Origin of the sequence: Methylibium sp. (assembly GCF_965279545.1) — a bacterium.
In the GTDB taxonomy this organism is placed as follows: domain Bacteria; phylum Pseudomonadota; class Gammaproteobacteria; order Burkholderiales; family Burkholderiaceae_C; genus Methylibium.
On record NZ_OZ257250.1, the window covers coordinates 915,645 to 932,678 of the forward strand.

14 protein-coding genes and 1 pseudogene are annotated in these 17,034 nt (G+C 69.0%); 14 read left to right on the forward strand and 1 reads right to left on the reverse strand.

Translation table 11 applies throughout. The features are described from left to right. Window positions 1-21: 21 nt before the first annotated feature. Window positions 22-648, reverse strand: a complete 627-nt coding sequence (locus tag ACQY9S_RS04330) for a twin-arginine translocation signal domain-containing protein (RefSeq protein WP_428423334.1) — start codon at window positions 646-648, stop codon at window positions 22-24. Between the two features lie 380 nt (window positions 649-1,028). Between ACQY9S_RS04330 and ACQY9S_RS04335 the strand changes: the two genes are divergently transcribed. From ACQY9S_RS04335 to glcE, 14 genes and pseudogenes are all read left to right on the forward strand, one after another. Continuing rightward, the gene (locus ACQY9S_RS04335; protein WP_428423335.1) at window positions 1,029-2,057 is read left to right on the forward strand and encodes a CobW family GTP-binding protein; all 1,029 of its coding nucleotides are present in this window, start codon (window positions 1,029-1,031) and stop codon (window positions 2,055-2,057) included. A gap of 31 nt (window positions 2,058-2,088) precedes the next feature. Beyond that, window positions 2,089-3,213 (forward strand): WD40 repeat domain-containing protein, encoded by a 1,125-nt coding sequence (locus tag ACQY9S_RS04340; RefSeq protein ID WP_428423336.1) that lies wholly within the window; start codon window positions 2,089-2,091, stop codon window positions 3,211-3,213. Beyond that, window positions 3,210-3,404 (forward strand): hypothetical protein, encoded by a 195-nt coding sequence (locus ACQY9S_RS04345; protein ID WP_428423337.1) that lies wholly within the window; start codon window positions 3,210-3,212, stop codon window positions 3,402-3,404. The genes ACQY9S_RS04340 and ACQY9S_RS04345 overlap by 4 nt, the downstream gene beginning before the upstream one ends. A 250-nt stretch (window positions 3,405-3,654) precedes the next feature. Next, entirely contained in the window at window positions 3,655-5,322 is a 1,668-nt protein-coding gene (locus ACQY9S_RS04350) for an aromatic/alkene/methane monooxygenase hydroxylase/oxygenase subunit alpha (protein ID WP_428423338.1), read from the forward strand. Window positions 5,323-5,387: 65 nt separating this feature from the next. Beyond that, on the forward strand, window positions 5,388-6,449 hold the full coding sequence (locus ACQY9S_RS04355) for an NADH:ubiquinone reductase (Na(+)-transporting) subunit F (protein WP_428423339.1): 1,062 nt from the start codon (window positions 5,388-5,390) through the stop codon (window positions 6,447-6,449). 13 nt (window positions 6,450-6,462) lie between these two features. Next, window positions 6,463-7,554 carry a toluene hydroxylase gene (locus ACQY9S_RS04360; protein WP_428423340.1) on the forward strand — a complete coding sequence of 364 codons (1,092 nt, stop codon included), beginning with the start codon at window positions 6,463-6,465 and terminating at the stop codon, window positions 7,552-7,554. 34 nt (window positions 7,555-7,588) lie between these two features. Continuing rightward, complete coding sequence (locus tag ACQY9S_RS04365) at window positions 7,589-7,948, forward strand: MmoB/DmpM family protein (protein WP_428423341.1); 360 nt, start codon at window positions 7,589-7,591, stop codon at window positions 7,946-7,948. A gap of 115 nt (window positions 7,949-8,063) precedes the next feature. Continuing rightward, window positions 8,064-9,701, forward strand: a complete 1,638-nt coding sequence (locus ACQY9S_RS04370) for a molecular chaperone GroEL (RefSeq protein WP_428423342.1) — start codon at window positions 8,064-8,066, stop codon at window positions 9,699-9,701. A 128-nt stretch (window positions 9,702-9,829) separates the two neighbouring features. Further along, window positions 9,830-11,224, forward strand: a pseudogene (locus ACQY9S_RS04375) (Nramp family divalent metal transporter); the annotation flags it as partial. A 195-nt stretch (window positions 11,225-11,419) separates the two neighbouring features. Beyond that, on the forward strand, window positions 11,420-13,354 hold the full coding sequence (locus ACQY9S_RS04380; RefSeq protein WP_428423343.1) for a sigma-54-dependent Fis family transcriptional regulator: 1,935 nt from the start codon (window positions 11,420-11,422) through the stop codon (window positions 13,352-13,354). A 195-nt stretch (window positions 13,355-13,549) separates the two neighbouring features. Further along, entirely contained in the window at window positions 13,550-13,903 is a 354-nt protein-coding gene (locus ACQY9S_RS04385; RefSeq protein ID WP_428423344.1) for a ribbon-helix-helix domain-containing protein, read from the forward strand. 7 nt (window positions 13,904-13,910) lie between these two features. Further along, window positions 13,911-14,411, forward strand: a complete 501-nt coding sequence (locus tag ACQY9S_RS04390; protein ID WP_428423345.1) for a hypothetical protein — start codon at window positions 13,911-13,913, stop codon at window positions 14,409-14,411. Window positions 14,412-14,417: 6 nt separating this feature from the next. After that, window positions 14,418-15,923: an FAD-linked oxidase C-terminal domain-containing protein gene (locus tag ACQY9S_RS04395; protein ID WP_428423346.1), complete on the forward strand. Its 1,506-nt coding sequence runs from the start codon at window positions 14,418-14,420 to the stop codon at window positions 15,921-15,923. A gap of 2 nt (window positions 15,924-15,925) precedes the next feature. Then, window positions 15,926-17,032, forward strand: a complete 1,107-nt coding sequence (gene glcE, locus ACQY9S_RS04400; protein ID WP_428423347.1) for a glycolate oxidase subunit GlcE — start codon at window positions 15,926-15,928, stop codon at window positions 17,030-17,032. The last annotated feature ends 2 nt before the right edge of the window (window positions 17,033-17,034 follow it).

The window sequence follows — 17,034 nt, forward strand, 5'->3', positions numbered from 1 at the left end:
ATGTCGTGGCGACGAGGGATCTCAGCCCATGTGGGGCGGAGGGCTCGCTTGCGTGGGGGGCGCCGGCAGCCAGGTCAGGTCCTGGAAGCCGCGTGTGATGTAGCCGCCCTTCTCCCAGGCAGAGCCGGGATAGCCCAGTGCGGCGAAGGCCATGTCGTTGTCGTACAGCGAGGTGATGCACTGGCCCCGCACCGTGGCGAAGAACGGCGTTGCCTCGATCGAGCGGACGATCGACAACTGCTTCTCCGATGCGGCGTTCTCGAACCTGCCGCCTGCGAGGCGGTCGAGGCGCGCCACGCCCTCCTTGAGCAGCTTCGCGACCTTCGGGTCGGCTGCCGCCTTGGCGTCGAGGTCCTTGACGAGCAGGGCGTAGACCGCGTCTTCCAGCTTCTTGTGCGGGTACAGGACGCGACCCATGGTCAGCAGCGCGCGGCCCTCCGCGTCGCTGAGCTTGCGCATCGGAACGGCCCACACGGGGGACGGGGCCAGCGCCGCCAGCAGGGAGCCGCTCACGAGCGTGCCCATCAGCACGCCGGAGCCCTTCAGGAGTTCACGCCGCGAGAGCGGCAGGTCGAGCTTCGGGACGCGCCCGTCGTCTTCCTTGCATTCCCCCGTGGGCACGGACAGCGAAATAGCGATGGTCTTCATGGATATCTCCTTCGTCGTTTCGTGCGAATCGCCGCACGACACGAGACGAGTTTTCCAGTGCCATTCCGCGAGCGGGTGGTGGTCGGCTAATTACTAGGGAAAGCACCTTCGAAGAGCGTGCCGAATATGACTCGGCGCAGTGACCTAAAACGCGACACGTGTGCCACGCGACCCCTAGGTGGAAACCTCCAGGGCGGGTCGAATCCTGAAATCGATCAAGCACTTATCGCGCGCTCGCCGGTGTGAGCGGCGGATGGCATAGCGATTGCGCATTGGGGCCGACCCTCGGCTCGCACAAGGTGTGCCGACGGCGGATGGAGATGGAGACCGTGGCACGCGGACGCACGACGCCGCTTCCCGGCAGACAAGGACACGGCAGCATGAGCATGAACTCGAGAATTCCCGTCACCGTGATCACCGGCTTCCTCGGCGCCGGCAAGACGACCTTGCTCAATCGCATCCTGCACGGCACGGTCGGCGGGCGCTACGCCGTGATCGTCAACGAGTTCGGCGAGCTCGGGATCGACGGCTCGCTGGTCGTCGGCGCCGAGGAGGAGGTGCACGAGTTGAACAACGGCTGCGTCTGCTGCAGGGTCCGCGGCGACCTCATCCGTGTCATGAGTGGCCTCATTCGCCGCCCCGGACGGTACGACGGGATCATCATCGAGACCAGCGGCCTCGCGGACCCGGCGCCGGTCATCCAGACGCTGCACTTCGACGACTTCCTGCGCCAGCACACGCGGTCCGACAGCGTGATCTGCGTGGCCGATTCACGCCACTTGGCGGCGCAGCTGCGCGCCGCGCCGGAAGCCGCCGCGCAACTCGCCCAGGCCGACCTGGTGCTGCTGAACAAGTCGGACCTCGTCAAGGCGGACGAGCTGGCCGTGTCCGAGATCGCGGTGGAGCGCGTCAACCCGACCGCCGAGGTCGTCCGCTGCGAGCACGGCAACGTCGAGCTCGAACGCCTGATCGGCCGCGGGGCCTTCGACCTCTCGAAGCTGCACATGCCGCCGCTGCGCATCCCGCCGCTGCAGATCCAGCGCGGCCGGATCGGCCGCGTGCCCTACGTCGAGGTCGAGGAAGGCAGGCACGGTGACGACCTGCGGTGCGTGTCGCTGAGCATCGAGCAGGCGTTCGACCCGAGCCTGTTCATCGCGTGGCTGCTGCGCTTCGTCCGCGAGAACGGCCAGGACCTGCTGCGCGGCAAGGGGGTCGTGTCGCTGCACGGCAGCGAGAAGCGCTTCGTCTTCCAGACCGTGCACATGACGGTCGACCGCAGCATGGATCGCGTCTGGAAGCCCGGGGAGCCGCGGTGCTCGCGGCTGGTGTTCATCGGTCGCCACCTGAATTCGATCGCGCTGCGCGAGCAGCTGGAGGAGTGCCTCGCGCAAGTCGAGGTGATGCCGTGAAGCCGTCGATCCAGCGCTGGAGGGCCGTGCCATGAACCCGCCGCTGCTCGACGTGCTGGGCACGCAATGGGACCTGAAGGCGCCGATCGTGTCGATCTGCTGGAGCCAGGACGGGCGCACGGCGGCCTGCGCGATGGGAGATGGCCGCGTCGCGTTCGCCGACGCGCACTGGCACCAGGGGCCGCGCCTGGAATCGCGCCGGGGCGGGGGCGTGAGCCTGGTGCCGGCTAGTGCGCCGGCGGTGGCACCAGTCGCCGTGGCTGTTCATGCGGGGAGCTGCCACGCGCTCGCATCCGACGGGGCCGGCGGCTTCGTGACCGGCGGCGACGACGGCCGCGTGATGCGCGTGCGGCCGGGCGCCGAGCCCGAGGAGCTGGCGCGCATGCAGGGCCTGTGGATCGACGCCGTGGCCTGCGGGCGCTCGGGCGACGTGGTCTATGCCGGCGGCAAGCGCGTGGCACGCCGGCGCGACGGCGGCACCGACGAGATCGAGCTGCCGGCGTCGGCCACGGCGCTCGCGTTCTGCCCCGACGGGCGCACCCTCGGCGTCGCCCACTCCGGCGGGGTGACGCTGTGGCACGAGGCCTCGCTGCCGCGCCGCCTGTCCTGGCCCGGCTACCACCGCGCGATCGCCTGGAGCCCGGACGGGCGCTACGTGGTCACGGGCATGCAGGAGAACGCGCTGCACGGCTGGCGCGTGCGGGACGGCGGCGACATGGAGATGGCCGGCTACCCGGGCCAGCCGCTGTCGCTGGCGTTCACGCCCGACGGCGCGCAACTGGCCACCAGCGGTGCGCTGCGGCCGGTGTGCTGGGACTTCGCGCGGCCCGGCGCCTCGCAGGCGCCGCGCGAGTGCGGCATCCAGAGCAAGGCGCCGGTCACCTGCGTGGCCTGCCATCCGCGCTATCACGTGATCGCCGCGGGCTACCACAGCGGGGCCGTCACGTTGTGCCAGCCCGACAGCGACAGCTTCCTGCTGCTCAAGGGGGCGGGTGGCGGCGCGCCCTCGGCACTGGCCTGGTCGCCCGACGGCCAGCGGCTGGCGTTCGGCACGCAGGACGGCTGGCTGGGCTGGATCGAGTTGCCCGACCCCGTGTTCAGCAATCACCGGTCCGCGACGGCGCGGCCGCAATCCGAGAAAGAGTCATCGACATGAACGACCAAGAAACGCAATCGAAGGACAACTACTTCCAGCAGCTCGCCGAGATATCGAACGCGATGAGTGCGGCCCACGGCCGCGACTTCGCCATCGGCACGCTGGTGCTCGCGGCGCGCTACGTGGCCGAGCACGCGACGCCCCCGGCCGCCGAAGAGGCCGCGCGCATGCCGGCCGTCGCACAACCCTGAGGGCCGCGCGTCTCACGCTCGGACGCCCGGCGGGCATCTCTGACCCAGAACGAAACGGCCGCGAATTCGCCGTGTGCGCGCCGAGCGCCCTTTCTCCAGGGAAGAAGGGTGGCCCGCTAGGGATTGCGAGCAATGGCACAGCGATCGCTAAAGAGGAGAGGGGCTGCGGCCCAAGGAAAGGCTGGCGGCACGACCGCGCGGCCTCGACGCTTTGCAAACCGGTCCGCACGGACCAGTAAAGGAGACCTTCATGTCAGCAGGTTTGACGCTCAACAAGATCACGTCCCAGAAAGGGATCAGCGTGGCCGAGGCGGCTCGGCGCATCGCCGACCTCGGATGGCAGCCCAGCTATGTCCAGGAGGCGATGACCTTCCCGACCGACTACAAGATCGGCAAGGCCCCTCGCGACCCGATGAAGCAGGTGCTGCGCTCCTACTTCCCGATGCAGGAAGAGAAGGACAACCGCGTCTACGGCGCACTCGACGCGGCGCTGCGCGGCGACATGTTCCGCAACACCCAGCCGCGCTGGGTCGAGTGGATGAAGCTGTTCCTGGCGATCATTCCCTTCCCCGAGATCTCGGCGGCCCGCTCGATGTCGATGCTCGGCCGCCTCGCCCCGGGCGAGGAACTGCGCACCGGCTTCACGATGCAGATGGTCGACGAGTTCCGCCATTCCACGATTCAGATGAACCTGAAGAAGTGGTACATGGAGAACTACATCGATCCGGCCGGCTTCGACATCACCGAGGCCGCGTTCGGCAAGTGCTACGCCACCACCATCGGCCGCCAGTTCGCCGAAGGCTTCCTGACCGGTGACGCGCTGACCGCGGCGAACATCTACCTGCAGGTCGTGGCCGAGACGGGCTTCACCAACACGCTGTTCGTCGCGATGCCGTCCGAGGCGGCGCGCAACGGCGACTACGCGCTCTCGTCGGTGTTCCTGTCGGTCCAGTCGGACGAGTCGCGCCACATCGGCAACGGCCACTCGCTGCTGATGTCGGTGGTCAACGATCCGGACAACCACCTGCTGCTCGAGCGCGACATCCGCTACGCGTTCTGGCAGAACCACGCGATCGTCGACGCCGCCATCGGCACCATCATCGAGTACGGCACCACCGACCGCAGCAAGAACAAGGAGTCCTACGCCGAGCTCTGGCACCGCTGGATCTACGAGGACTACTACCGCACCTACCTGCTCCCGCTCGAGAAGTACGGCGTCAAGATCCACCACGACGACGTGTCGGCTGCGTGGGACCGCCTGGTCAAGAAGAACTACGTGCACAAGGTCGCGCAGTTCTTCGCGGTCGGCTGGCCGGCCAACTTCTGGCGCATCGAGGCCCAGACCGAGAAGGACTTCGAGTGGTTCGAGCACAAGTACCCGGGCTGGTACGCCGAGTTCGGTGACTTCTGGAAGTGGTACGAGCGCAAGAGCGTGCCGGGCGAGACCAATATGCTGTTCGACCAGGAGAACGGCTACGTCTACCCGCACCGCTGCTGGAGCTGCATGGTGCCCGCGGTGATCCGCGAGGAGCTCGTCGTCGACGAGGTCGACGGCAAGCTGTACACCTACTGCTCCGAGCTGTGCCGCTGGACCCACAAGACGGCTTTCGCTGCCGAGTACGAGGGCCGCCCGACGCCGGCGATGGGCCGCTTCAGCGGTCGTCGCGAGTGGGAGGAGTGCTACCACGGCTGGGACCTGGCCGATGCGATCAAGGACCTCGGCTTCGTCCGCTCCGACGGCAAGACGCTGGTCTCGCAGCCCCACCTGCGCTTCGACGACAAGCAGATGTGGACGCTGGACCACGTCAAGGGTCATCAGCTCCAGAGCCCGCTCGTGCTGCTGCGCGAGATGACGCCCGAGGCGCGCGAGAAGCACATCGCCGCCTACCGCGCCGGTTTCAAGATCAAGCCGTTCTGACGCGGCCTTCAGAGGTCCCGGGCGGCATGGCCGCCCGGGACGGACCAGATTACTCGGGGACAGACATGTCTGCAAAAACAGTCCATACCGTTCGTTTCGAGCCGGTCGGCGTCGAGATGGAGGTGGAAGAGGGGGAGTGGGTCCTGGATGCGGCGTTCCGGCAGGGCATCGCCTTGCCCCACGGCTGCCGCGAAGGACGCTGCAGCAGCTGCAAGTGCGTGGTGCTGGACGGCGACGCCGAGGTCGAGGGCCATTCCACGTTCGCCTTGCCCGACTACGAGCGCGATGCCGGCCAGGTGCTGCTGTGCCGGACCTATGCCTACAGCGATCTCACGGTCGAGCTGCTGAACTACGACGAGGACGCGATGCGTCGCTCGATCGCGATCAAGACCTTCGACGGATCGCTGGTGTCGGTGACCGCGCTGACGCACGACATCCGCCTGCTGGAGGTGAAGGTCGAGCAGCCGATCAAGTTCTGGGCAGGTCAGTTCGTCGAGCTGACCGTGCCGCAGGCCGGCGTCACGCGCTCGTACTCGATGGCGAGCACGCAGAGCTCGCCGGACACCGTGCGCTTCATCATCCGCAAGTACCCGGAAGGGGCCTTCTCTTCGCTGCTCGACGGCGACCTGAAGCCGGGCACGCCCGTCACGCTGAAGGGGCCCTACGGCAGCTGCTTCCGCCGGGAAGAACGTCCGGGGCCGATGCTCCTGGTGGGCGGCGGCTCCGGCATGTCGCCGCTGTGGTCGATCCTGCAGGACCACATCGAGAGCGGCGAGCAGCGGCCGATCCGCTTCTACTACGGCGCCCGCACGCGCAAGGACCTGTTCTTCGTCGAGGAGTTCGCGGCCATCGCCAGGAAGCTCGCCGACTTCGAGTTCATCCCGGTGCTGTCGCAGGCCACCGAGGAGGACGCCTGGCAGGGCGAGACCGGCTTCGTGCACGAGGCCGTCGAGCGCATCCAGCGCGCGCGTCCCCAGCCCGGCGAGGTCGACGCCTACACCTGCGGGCCGCCGCCGATGGTCGACGCCTTGCTGCCGGTCCTGCAACGCCTCGGCGTCGCGCTGGACCGCACCTACGTCGACAAGTTCACCCAGGCCAGCGCGAGCGCACCCAACCACGTTCATTGATCAGGAGACAGACATGAGCCAAGCCACCACCACCACCGAGACCCCGTCGACCGCGACGGGTGCCGCCGGCTCCGCGCGCTTCGCGGGCTGGGACAGCCGCAAGTACAACTACTTCACCCCCAAGGGCCGCAAGGCGACGCACTACGAGGACATGACCCTCGACGTGCAGCCCGACCCCAAGCGCTACCTGCTGCAGGACTGGATCATGTCCTTCGGCAACGGCGACGCCACCTACACGGAATCGTGGACCGCCGCGCGTTCGAGCGACTGGCACGTCTACCGCTCGATCGACGAGGAATGGGAGCGCACCCACTACCAGCGCCAGTCGACGATCGTCGGGATGATCTCGCAGGCCATCGAGAATGCGCGCCGCTCGGGCGCCGCGCAGCGCTACGACAAGACCTGGGTCAAGGTCCTGGAGAAGCACCTCGGCGCCTACAAGCATGCCGAGTTCGGGCTCGGCACGTCGCTGATGCACGCCCAGCGCTATGGCTACACGCAGATGATCAACTCGGCGATCCTGACCAACTCGTCGTACAAGCTGCGCTTCGCCCAGGACATCACGCTCTACCTCGGCGACATCGGCCTCGACATCGAGGGCTTCGACGCCGAGATCGGCAAGACGCAGTGGCTGGAGGATCCGATCTGGCAGCCCACGCGCCAGCTGATCGAGACCATCGGCGGCGCGACGGACTACCTCGAGAAGTACTTCGCGGTGAACGTCGTGTTCGAGCCGCTGATCGGCGAGCTGTTCCGCAGCGGCTTCTTCATGCAGGCCGCCGCCGCGCAGAACGACTTCCTGACGCCGACCGTGGTGTCCTCGGCCGAGGGCGACTTCCAGCGCAACCTCGCCAACACCGTCGAACTGCTGCACCTGCTGACCGCGGACGCCGTGCACGGCGCGCACAACAAGGCCTTGTTCGGCGACTGGATGGCCCGCTACGGCGATCTGGCGGTGCGGGCCGCGAAGAACCTGCAGCCGATCTGGTCGCTGCCGCGGACCAAGGTGGCGCAGTTCGAGGAGGCCTATGCCGCGGCCGTCGAGCGGATGAAGGCCATCTCGCAGCAGATCGGCGTGTCGCTGCCGGCCTCGCTGTCCGCCTGACGCTCTCCGACCCACCTGAACCAAGGACAACACCATGTCAGCTACCACGAACAGCGGTTCGATCTTCAAGGCCTTCAAGGATCTGGCCTTCGAGGAAACCGTGTCCCACCAATGCGGTGTGACGATGAACGACAGCGTCGAGGCGCGCGCGATTGCCGAGCTCATGGCCACCAAGCCGGGCATCCGCGTGACCTATATGCCCGCGATGATCCGCATCGACGGCGAGGGGCGCATCGAGTTCAAGATGGACGAGATCGCCGAGACCCTCGGGCGCGAGATGACGCCTCACATCTTCGAGATCTCGACCTCGACCCACTACGGCCGCATGGTCATGGTCGACGAGAACACCGTGGTCCTGTTCGGGAACATGGAAGAGGCGATGCAGTACGAGTGAGCCGTACCGGATCCCCGCGCGGGAGCGCACGACAGCGCGTGCGCCGCGCGGGGACCGAGGCGATCAGCCAGCCACGACAGACAGCCAGCCACACGAGAGACAGAGGAGACAAGCCATGCCCAACATCATGTTGCACGACGAAGAGGCCCGCCTGGCGCTGGGCCGGGGTGTCGCCAAGCTGGCCAAGGCGGTCCGCGGCACGCTGGGCCCGCGCGGGATGAACGCCATCATCGACCGTCCGATCGGCACGCCGATCATCTCGCGCGACGGCGTCAGCATCGCCGCCGAGATCGAGCTCGAGGACCCGTTCGAGAACATCGGCGCCCAGGTCGTTCGCGAGGTGTCGAAGCAGACCAACGAGATCGCCGGCGATGGCACGACCACGGCCACGGTGCTGGCCGACGCCCTGGTGCAGGACGGCCTGGCCTGCCTGGCCAAGGGCGCCAATCCCGTGGAGCTGGTGGAAGGCCTGGAGCGCGGCGCGGCCGCAGCCATCGCGCTGCTGAAGGCCGTGGCGGTGCCGCTCGCCGGCGCCGAGGCCCTGCGGGCCGTGGCGGTGGTCGCCGCGAACGACGAGGCGACGGGCCACCTGGTCGCCGAGGCGCTGGAGCGCGTGGGCGCGGACGGCATCGTCGACGTGGAATACGGCACCACCGTCGAGACGGTGCTGGACGTGGTGGACGGCATGGCCTTCGACCGCGGCTACCTGTCGCACCACATGATCACCGACGTCGAGAAGATGCAGGTGGTGCTGGAGCAGCCGCTGATCCTGATGACGGACCAGAAGCTCCAGACGCAGGAAGAGGTGTCCGTGCTGCTGGCACTGGCCGCCGAGGCCAAGCGCCCCTTGCTCATCATCGCCGACGAGGTGGCACCCGCCTGCATCGTCACGCTGCTGGCCTGGCGCGAGAAGTCCGGCATCACGGTCGCGGCCATCCATCCGCCCGAGTACGGCCACTGGCGCAAGGCGATGCTGGAGGACATCTCGATCCTGACCGGCGGCCGCGTCATCGCGCGCGACCTCGGCGGCAGCCTGGGCTCGGTGGAACTGCGCGATCTGGGTCGTGCGCGCCAGGTGCGGATCTCGTCCAACCAGACGGTCATCAGCGCCGGCGGCGGCGATCCGGCACTGATCGCGGCCCGGCGCCAGCAGGTGGCCCGGCAGCACGAGCTGGCGCCGCCGAACATCGACAAGGACAAGCTCAAGGAGCGGCTGTCGAAGCTGTCCGGCGGCACCGCGCTGCTGCAGGTGGGGGGTGCCACGCCGGTGGAGCAGAAGCGTCGCCTGCACCTGGTGGAGGACGCCATCCACGCCGCGCGGGCGGCCGTGGCGGAGGGCGTGGTCCCGGGCGGCGGGCTGGCGATGCTGCGCGTGTCCAGTGGCCTGGATGCCGAGGTGGCGCGGACCGAAGGCGCGGTGCGCGAGGGGATCCGCCTGCTGCAGCGCGCGCTGCAGCAGCCGCTGCGGCACATCGCCGCGAACGCGGGGCTCGACGGCCTGGCCGCCGTGCGCAAGGCGCTCGACGCGGCCCCCGGGGTCGGGCTCGACGCCCGCGACGGGCGCTTCGTCGACCTGGTCGGGGCCGGGATCATCGACCCGGTGAAGGTGAGCTACAGCGCCGTGCGCAATGCGGTCTCGGTGGCGGCGCTGATCCTCACGACGCAGACGCTGATCGCCAAGAAGCCGGAAGACATGGATCCCACCGCAGGGCCGGCGCTGGGAGGGGGCGCCGAGCGGCTGGGGCGGCAATGAGCTGTCGCCAGCGGGTCCGGCTCGTCTGCGGGCTGGCGATCACGGGCACAGGCTTCGTGATCGTCCTCCTGGAGGCCGTCGGGCACTGGTTCTGAGCGTCGAACAACGAACAAGCACAACGAGGAGGGGACATGACGAACCTCGAGCAAAGCGTGGACATGCGTTGGAGGGTGCCGGGCCAATGGCGGGTCTTCGGCTTCATCGGGCCGGCGGCGATGGTGAGCGTCGGCTACATGGACCCGGGGAACTGGGCGACCGACCTGGAGGGCGGCGCGCGCTTCGGCTACCAGCTGATGTGGGTGCTGCTGGCGTCGAACGTGATCGCCGTGTTGCTGCAAAGCCTGGCGGCCCGGCTGGGCATCGTCGGGCGGCTCGACCTCGCCCAGGCCTGCCGGGCCGGCTACTCGCGTCCGGTGTCGCTGGCGCTGTGGGTGCTGTGCGAGCTCGCGATCATCGCCTGCGACCTGGCGGAGCTGCTCGGCAGCGCGATCGCGCTGAACCTGCTGTTCGGCATCCCGCTGATCTGGGGCGTGGTCATCACGGCGTTCGACGTGATGCTCATCATCGTGCTGCAGCACTACGGCATCCGCAAGCTGGAGGCGGTGGTGGCCGCGCTGGTGCTCACCATCGGCGTGTGCATGGCCATCGAGATGGTGCTGGTGAAGCCCGCACTGGGCGACATCGTCGGTGGCCTCGTGCCCAGGATCGACGCGAACAGCCTGTTCGTTGCCATCGGGATCCTCGGCGCGACGGTGATGCCGCACAACCTCTACCTGCACTCGTCGCTGGTGCAGACGCGCCGCATCTCGCACACCCCGTCGGCGCAGCGCGAGGCCATCCGCTACAACTTCGTCGACACGGTGCTGGCCTTGAACATCGCGTTCGTCATCAACGCGTCGATCCTGGTGCTGTCGGCCTCGAGCTTCTTCAGCCACGGCATCGAGGTCAACGAGCTGCAACAGGCGCATGAACTGCTGACGCCGCTGGTCGGCACCACGCTGGCGGCCACCGTGTTCGCGATCGCGCTGCTCGCCGCCGGACAGAGCTCCACGCTGACGGGCACGCTGGCGGGCCAGGTGGTGATGGAGGGCTTCCTCTCGCTGCGCATGAGCCCGCTGGCCCGGCGCCTGCTCACGCGCGGCCTGGCGATCGTGCCGGCCGTCGGGGTGCTGCTCTACCAGGGCGACGCCGGCGTGCTGCAACTGCTGATCCTCAGCCAGGTCGTGCTGAGTCTTCAGCTGCCCTTCGCGATCGTGCCGCTGATTCGCTTCACGAGCGACCGTCAATTGATGGGGCAGTTCGCCAGCCCGACCTGGGTCCGGGTCGCGGCGTGGTCGGCTGCCTCGTGCATCGTGTCGCTGAACGCGTGGCTGGTCTGGCGCACCTTGACGGCGGACTCGTCGGCCGGCGCGCCGTCGTATGCCTACCTCCTCGTGGGTTTGCTGACCACTTTGCTCTTGTGGATATCGTGCGTGCCGCTGAGGCTGGCCGCACCGGTGGTGACTGAGGAGAGTCGACCCTAGGGAGCGGTCCCGATTGGCAACAAAGAGGCGCGTGACGCCCAATCTCGAAACGCCAGACACTGCGACGTTATGCCCAGACATGATCGCGGGTCGGAGGAGACAGCCATTTCTACCAGCCATCCCCAGAAGCAGCTGACGACGCAGCTCCTGACCGAGTTGCAGGGTGACCCCGAGCCGCAAGGTGTTCGAGAAACCATGGACGCCTGGGAGCGCTTCGTCTCCGGACAGTCGCTCGTCCAGTCCACCGTGCCCAAGCACGTGCTGTCGTCGTGGCAGCGCAGCCGTCGCTTCGGCGTCGAGCCCGGGTCCTGCAAGGCGCCGCTCGCGGTTCGAGTCGGCGACGAACTGGAGCATCTCCGGCTGCGCAACCGCGACCTGGTCTGGGCCGCCCAAGGCATCTTCATGGCGTCGGCGCACCTGTTGGCGAAGTCCGGCTCGATCATGCTGCTCACCGATGCCAGCGGCATCGTGCTCGAATCGTCCGGCGACGCCCGGACACTGGATGCGGCGCAGGACATCCACCTGACCAACGGCGGCAACTGGAACGAGAGCGTCGTCGGCACCAACGGCATCGGCACTGCCCTGGCGACCGGGCGGCCGACACAGGTGCACGCAGCGCAGCATTTCTGCCAAGGCATCAAGAGCTGGACCTGCGCTGCCTCGCCCGTCTACCTGGCCGGGACCGACCAGCTGCTCGGGGTGATCGACATCTCGGGCCCGCCCGCGACCTTCCAGCTCAACAACCTCGCGCTCGCCGTGGCGTGCGCGCGGCAGATCGAATCGGTGCTGGCCGAACGCATCTCGCGGGAGCACAACGTGCTGCTGGAGGCGTGCCTGAACCATCCGGGACGCAGCGGCGCCGCCGCCATGGTCGTGCTCGACCGCAACGCGCGGATCGTCCACAGCAGTGGTTGCCTCACACCGGACCTGGCCGCGCGGCTGGTCGATGGCCTGAAGGGTCGTCACATCACGGCCTGGAACAACCGCCTGCCGGACGGGCTGCTGGGCGAGTGGATGAATCCGGTGCGTCTCGACGGAAGTCCGATCGGCGCGCTGCTGATCGTGCCCAAGCGCTCGGTCGGCCGCATCCTGCAGCGACCGGATGGCGAGCCGGCCAAGCTGCCGGCGCCGGCCGAGGCGACCGCCTCGCTGTCGGAGTGTCTGCCGGGCATGGTGGGTGCCAGCGCTGCCTTCCGCAGCGCGGTCGAGCGCGCCAGGCTGCTTGGGCGTCGCCGTGTCTCGGTGCTGATCCAGGGGGAAACCGGCGCGGGCAAGGAGCTGTTCGCCAGGGCGCTGCACGAGGAGGAGCGCAAGGGCGGCAGCTTCGTGGCCTTCAATTGCGGCGCGATCACGAAAGAGCTGATCGGCAGCGAGCTCTTCGGGCATGTGCGCGGCGCGTTCACCGGCGCGACGAGTGAAGGGCGCGCCGGCCGCTTCGAGCTGGCCCATGGGGGCACGCTGTGCCTCGACGAAGTGGGAGAGCTGCCACTGGACCTGCAGCCGGTGCTGCTGCGCGCGCTGGAAGAGGGTGTCGTCTACCGGCTGGGCGACACGACGCCGCGTCCGGTCGACGTGCGGCTGGTGGCGATGACCAACCGCGACCTGGTGCAGGAAGTCGAGGCGGGCCGGTTCCGTCGCGATCTCTTCCATCGCATCGGCGTCACCCGGATCCAGGTGCCGGCCCTTCGGGAACGCGAGGGCGACGTCGACCTCCTCGTCGACCACTTCGTGCGGACCCTGTCGGTTCGCCACGGGGTCGCGACACGCGAGATCGGTCCGGACGTTCGCCAGCTGATGCGGGCCTATGCCTGGCCCGGCAACGTCCGTGAACTGCGCAACGTGATCGAGTCGCTCCTGCTCACCTCGGACGACGAGGTCGTGCGGCGGGAGGAGCTGCCCGTGGAGCTGTTGGCAACGACCGACGGCGCGCCGGCGTCGGCGCAAGACGCCGATCTCACGAGCCTGGAAGCGACGGAGCGCCTGACCATCCTGCAGGCGATCCAGCGCGTGCACGGGAACCTGGCGCTGGCGGCGCGCGTGCTCGGCATCTCGCGCAGCACGCTCTACAGGAAGGTCGAGCGCTACCAGCTCGACGACGTCGTGAAGGCCAGCAACGATGGCGAACACTGAAACCGGAGAAGCGTGCGGCGGGCACGAAGCGTCGCAGGGCGCCGCGCCGCCGCACGGCGGGTCCGCGACCGGTGCCGCCGCGGCGAGGCCCGATGCGGACCGGGCACGTCATGCCTGCGTATTACCCATGACCGCCTTCGTCGTGAAACACTCAATCAAGCGGCCCGCATTCCATGCACCGCGAAGGACCCCGTGATGTGCAAGCTCTATGTTCAGGCCGATCCTCACCTGTACGAACCTCGGCAGCGATCCGTCCGCATCCACGGGGTCATCACCAGCATCCGGCTCGAGAACCTGATGTGGCGGGTGCTGTCGGACATCGCCTCGGAACAGAAGTGCACGACGAACGGGTTGATCACCAAGCTGTACGACGAAGCGACGACGCATCGGTCGGAGCTGGCCAACTTCGCGTCCTTCCTGCGGGTCACCTGTGTGCGCCACCTGCTGGATTCCGGCAGGCTGGTTCGGGAGCGCAGTGCGGTCCGTCTCGACGCCGACGAGGACCGGTGGGATGTTGAAGAAAGCCAGGCCGCGTCGTTCGCGCACTAGAGGCGAAGTGACCGCCGTGCAATGCCATGCGATCTCGTCGGTGGGCCCGGGGCGCCAGGGAGCGGCGCCCGGGCTGCTGCGCGGCGGTCCGCCGCGCAGCTTCGACGAGTTCGAACGGCGTCTGCCGTGCTTCGCGGGCCAGACCTGGGCGGGGCAGCGCGCAGCAACGCTGGCGAGGCGGGCGGGGGCCTGCGACCAGCTGATCACGGCAGCGCTCGTGCACGACTTTGCGCGCTACTTCGACGGGCGCGAAGAAGCCTGCGTGGCCAGGCGCAGCGCGGACCTGCTCGTTGCCGTGTTCCCGGAGCCGGTGCTCGAACCGATGCGCTGCCTCGAGAGGCACATGGCCAGGACGGCGGAGCCCGGCGTTGCGCCGGCTCCACACGCCGTCGCCCAGGGGCGGCGGCTGCGCGCCTACATCGATTCGGCGAGCGCGTGCAGCGACGACCTGCTGCTGCCGTGGCAGACGCTGCTCGGCATCGCGCGCCGGACCTCCTTCGACGGCTGATTCGCGATGTTCGGAGCCCCTTCGAGCCGGGCGGCGACCGCCTCGGCCTCTCCTGCTGCGCTCCAGGCGCGGGTCGTCGAGGCCCTGGCCGCGGTGCTGCCGCGCCACGCCATCCTGTTCCGCAAGGAAGAGACCGGGCCGTTCGAGTGCGATGGCCTGACCGCCTACCGCGCGCTGCCGCTGGTCGTCGTGCTGCCGGAAAGCGAAGGGCAGGTGGCCGATGTGCTGCGCACCTGCCATGCACTGGGGGTGCCCGTCGTGTCGCGCGGCGCCGGCACCGGTCTGTCCGGCGGGGCGCTGCCGCATGAACGCGGGGTGACGCTGTCGCTGGCGCGGCTGAACCGCATCGTGTCGGTCGACCGCCCGAGCTGCACGGCCACGGTCCAGTGCGGCGTGCGCAACGCGGCGATCAGCGAGGCCGCGGCGCCTCACGGGCTCTATTACGCGCCGGACCCGAGCAGCCAGATCGCCTGCACCATCGGCGGCAACGTGGCCGAGAACGCCGGCGGCGTGCATTGCCTGAAGTACGGCCTGACGCTGCACAACGTGCTGCGCGTGAAGGGCTATGCGGCCGATGGCGAGCCGGTCGAGTTCGGCAGCGAGGCGCTCGACGCGCCGGGCCTCGACCTGCTGGCCGTGGTGGTGGGCAGCGAGGGCATGCTGGCGGTGGCGACCGAGATCACCGTCAAACTGATCCCGAAACCGGCCGTGGCACGCTGCATCGTGGCGAGCTTCGCCGACCTCGAGACGGCCGGCCGGGCGGTCGCGGCGATCATCGCCGCCGGCATCATCCCGGCCGGGCTGGAGATGATGGACAAGCCGATGACCGCCGCGGTCGAGGACTTCGTGCACGCCGGCTACGACCTCGACGCGCATGCCATCCTGATCTGCGAGAGCGACGGCACGCCCGAGGAGGTGGAGGAGGAGATCGCGCGCATGGTGGCGGTGATGGAGGGCGCCGGCGCGACGCGCTTCGACATCAGCCGCAGCGAGGCCGAGCGGCTGAAGTTCTGGAGCGGCCGCAAGAACGCCTTCCCGGCCAGCGGGCGCATCAGCCCCGACTACCTGTGCATGGACTCGACCATCCCGCGCAGGAAGCTGGCCGAGATCCTGACCCGCATCACCGAGATGGAGACGAAGTACGGCCTGCGCTGCTGCAACGTGTTCCACGCCGGCGACGGCAACCTGCATCCGATGATCCTGTTCGACGCCAACGACCCCGACCAGCTGCACCGCGCCGAGCGCTTCGGTGCCGAGATCCTGGAGACCAGCGTCGAGATGGGCGGCAGCATCACCGGCGAGCATGGCGTGGGCGTCGAGAAACTCAACTCGATGTGCGTGCAGTTCACGCGGGAGGAGCGCGAGCAGATGCTGCGCCTGAAGGAGGCCTTCGACCCCGGCTCGCTGCTCAACCCCGGCAAGGCCATCCCGACGCTGAGCCGCTGCGCGGAGTACGGGCGCATGACGGTGAGGGGCGGGCGCCTGCCCTTCGCGGACCTGCCGCGCTTCTGACGATGGACCACCTCTCGCCATCCGGCGCGGCCGAGGTCCGCCTGGTCGAACAGGTGCTCGAGGCCCGCAACGAAGGCCGATGCCTCGAGATCCGCGGCGGCGGTACCAAGCGGTTCTATGGCGGCGTGCCGCGGGGCAGCCTGCTCGACCTGCGGGCGCTGTCCGGCGTGCGGAGCTACGAGCCGACCGAGCTCGTCGTGACGGTGCGGGCCGGCGAACCGCTCGCGCGGCTAGAGGCGCTGCTGGCCGAACGGGGCCAGCACCTCGCCTTCGAGCCGCCGCGCTTCGCGGCCGGTGGCACCGTGGGCGGCATGGTCGCCGCCGGACTGAGCGGGCCGGGCCGGATCGCGTCGGGGGCGCTGCGCGACCACGTGCTGGGCGTGCGCCTGCTGAACGGGCGGGGCGAGTGCCTCGGCTTCGGTGGGCAGATGATCAAGAACGTCGCGGGCTACGACGTGTCGCGCCTGATGGCCGGATCGCTCGGCATCCTCGGCGTCCTGCTCGAGGTGTCGCTGAAGGTCCTGCCGGTGCCGCCGGCCTCGGTGACGGTGGCCCTCGACGGCGCGACGCAGGCCGACGCCTTGAGGCGGCTCTCGGCCTGGGCCTCGCAAGCCCTGCCGATCGGCGCCACGGCCTGGCACGACGGGCAACTGCGGGTCCGGCTCGATGGCGCCGCCGCGGCGGTGCGGTCGGCACGGTCCTGCGTGGGCGGGGAGGCACTGGACACGGAGGCCGGGGCGTCGTGGTGGACGTCGGTGCGCGACCAGACGCATCCGTTCTTCGACGTTCCGCCCGCCTCGCTGGTGCGGGGCGTGCGTCTGTGGCGGCTGTCGGTGCCGCGAGGCGTGCCGCCGCTCGAGCTGTCCGGCGAGACCTTCATCGAATGGGGCGGCGCGCTGCGCTGGCTCCGTTCGAGGGAGCCGATCGCCTACGTGCGGCGGGTGGCCGCCCGGGAGGGCGGCCACGCCACGCTGATGCGCGGCGACGGCCGGGAAGCGGGCCCGTTCTCACCGCTCTCGCCAGCGCTCCTGCAGCTTCATCACCGGCTCAAGCAGGCCTTCGATCCGGAGAGGCTGTTCAACCCGGGCCGGCTCTACGAGGGCCTCTGAGA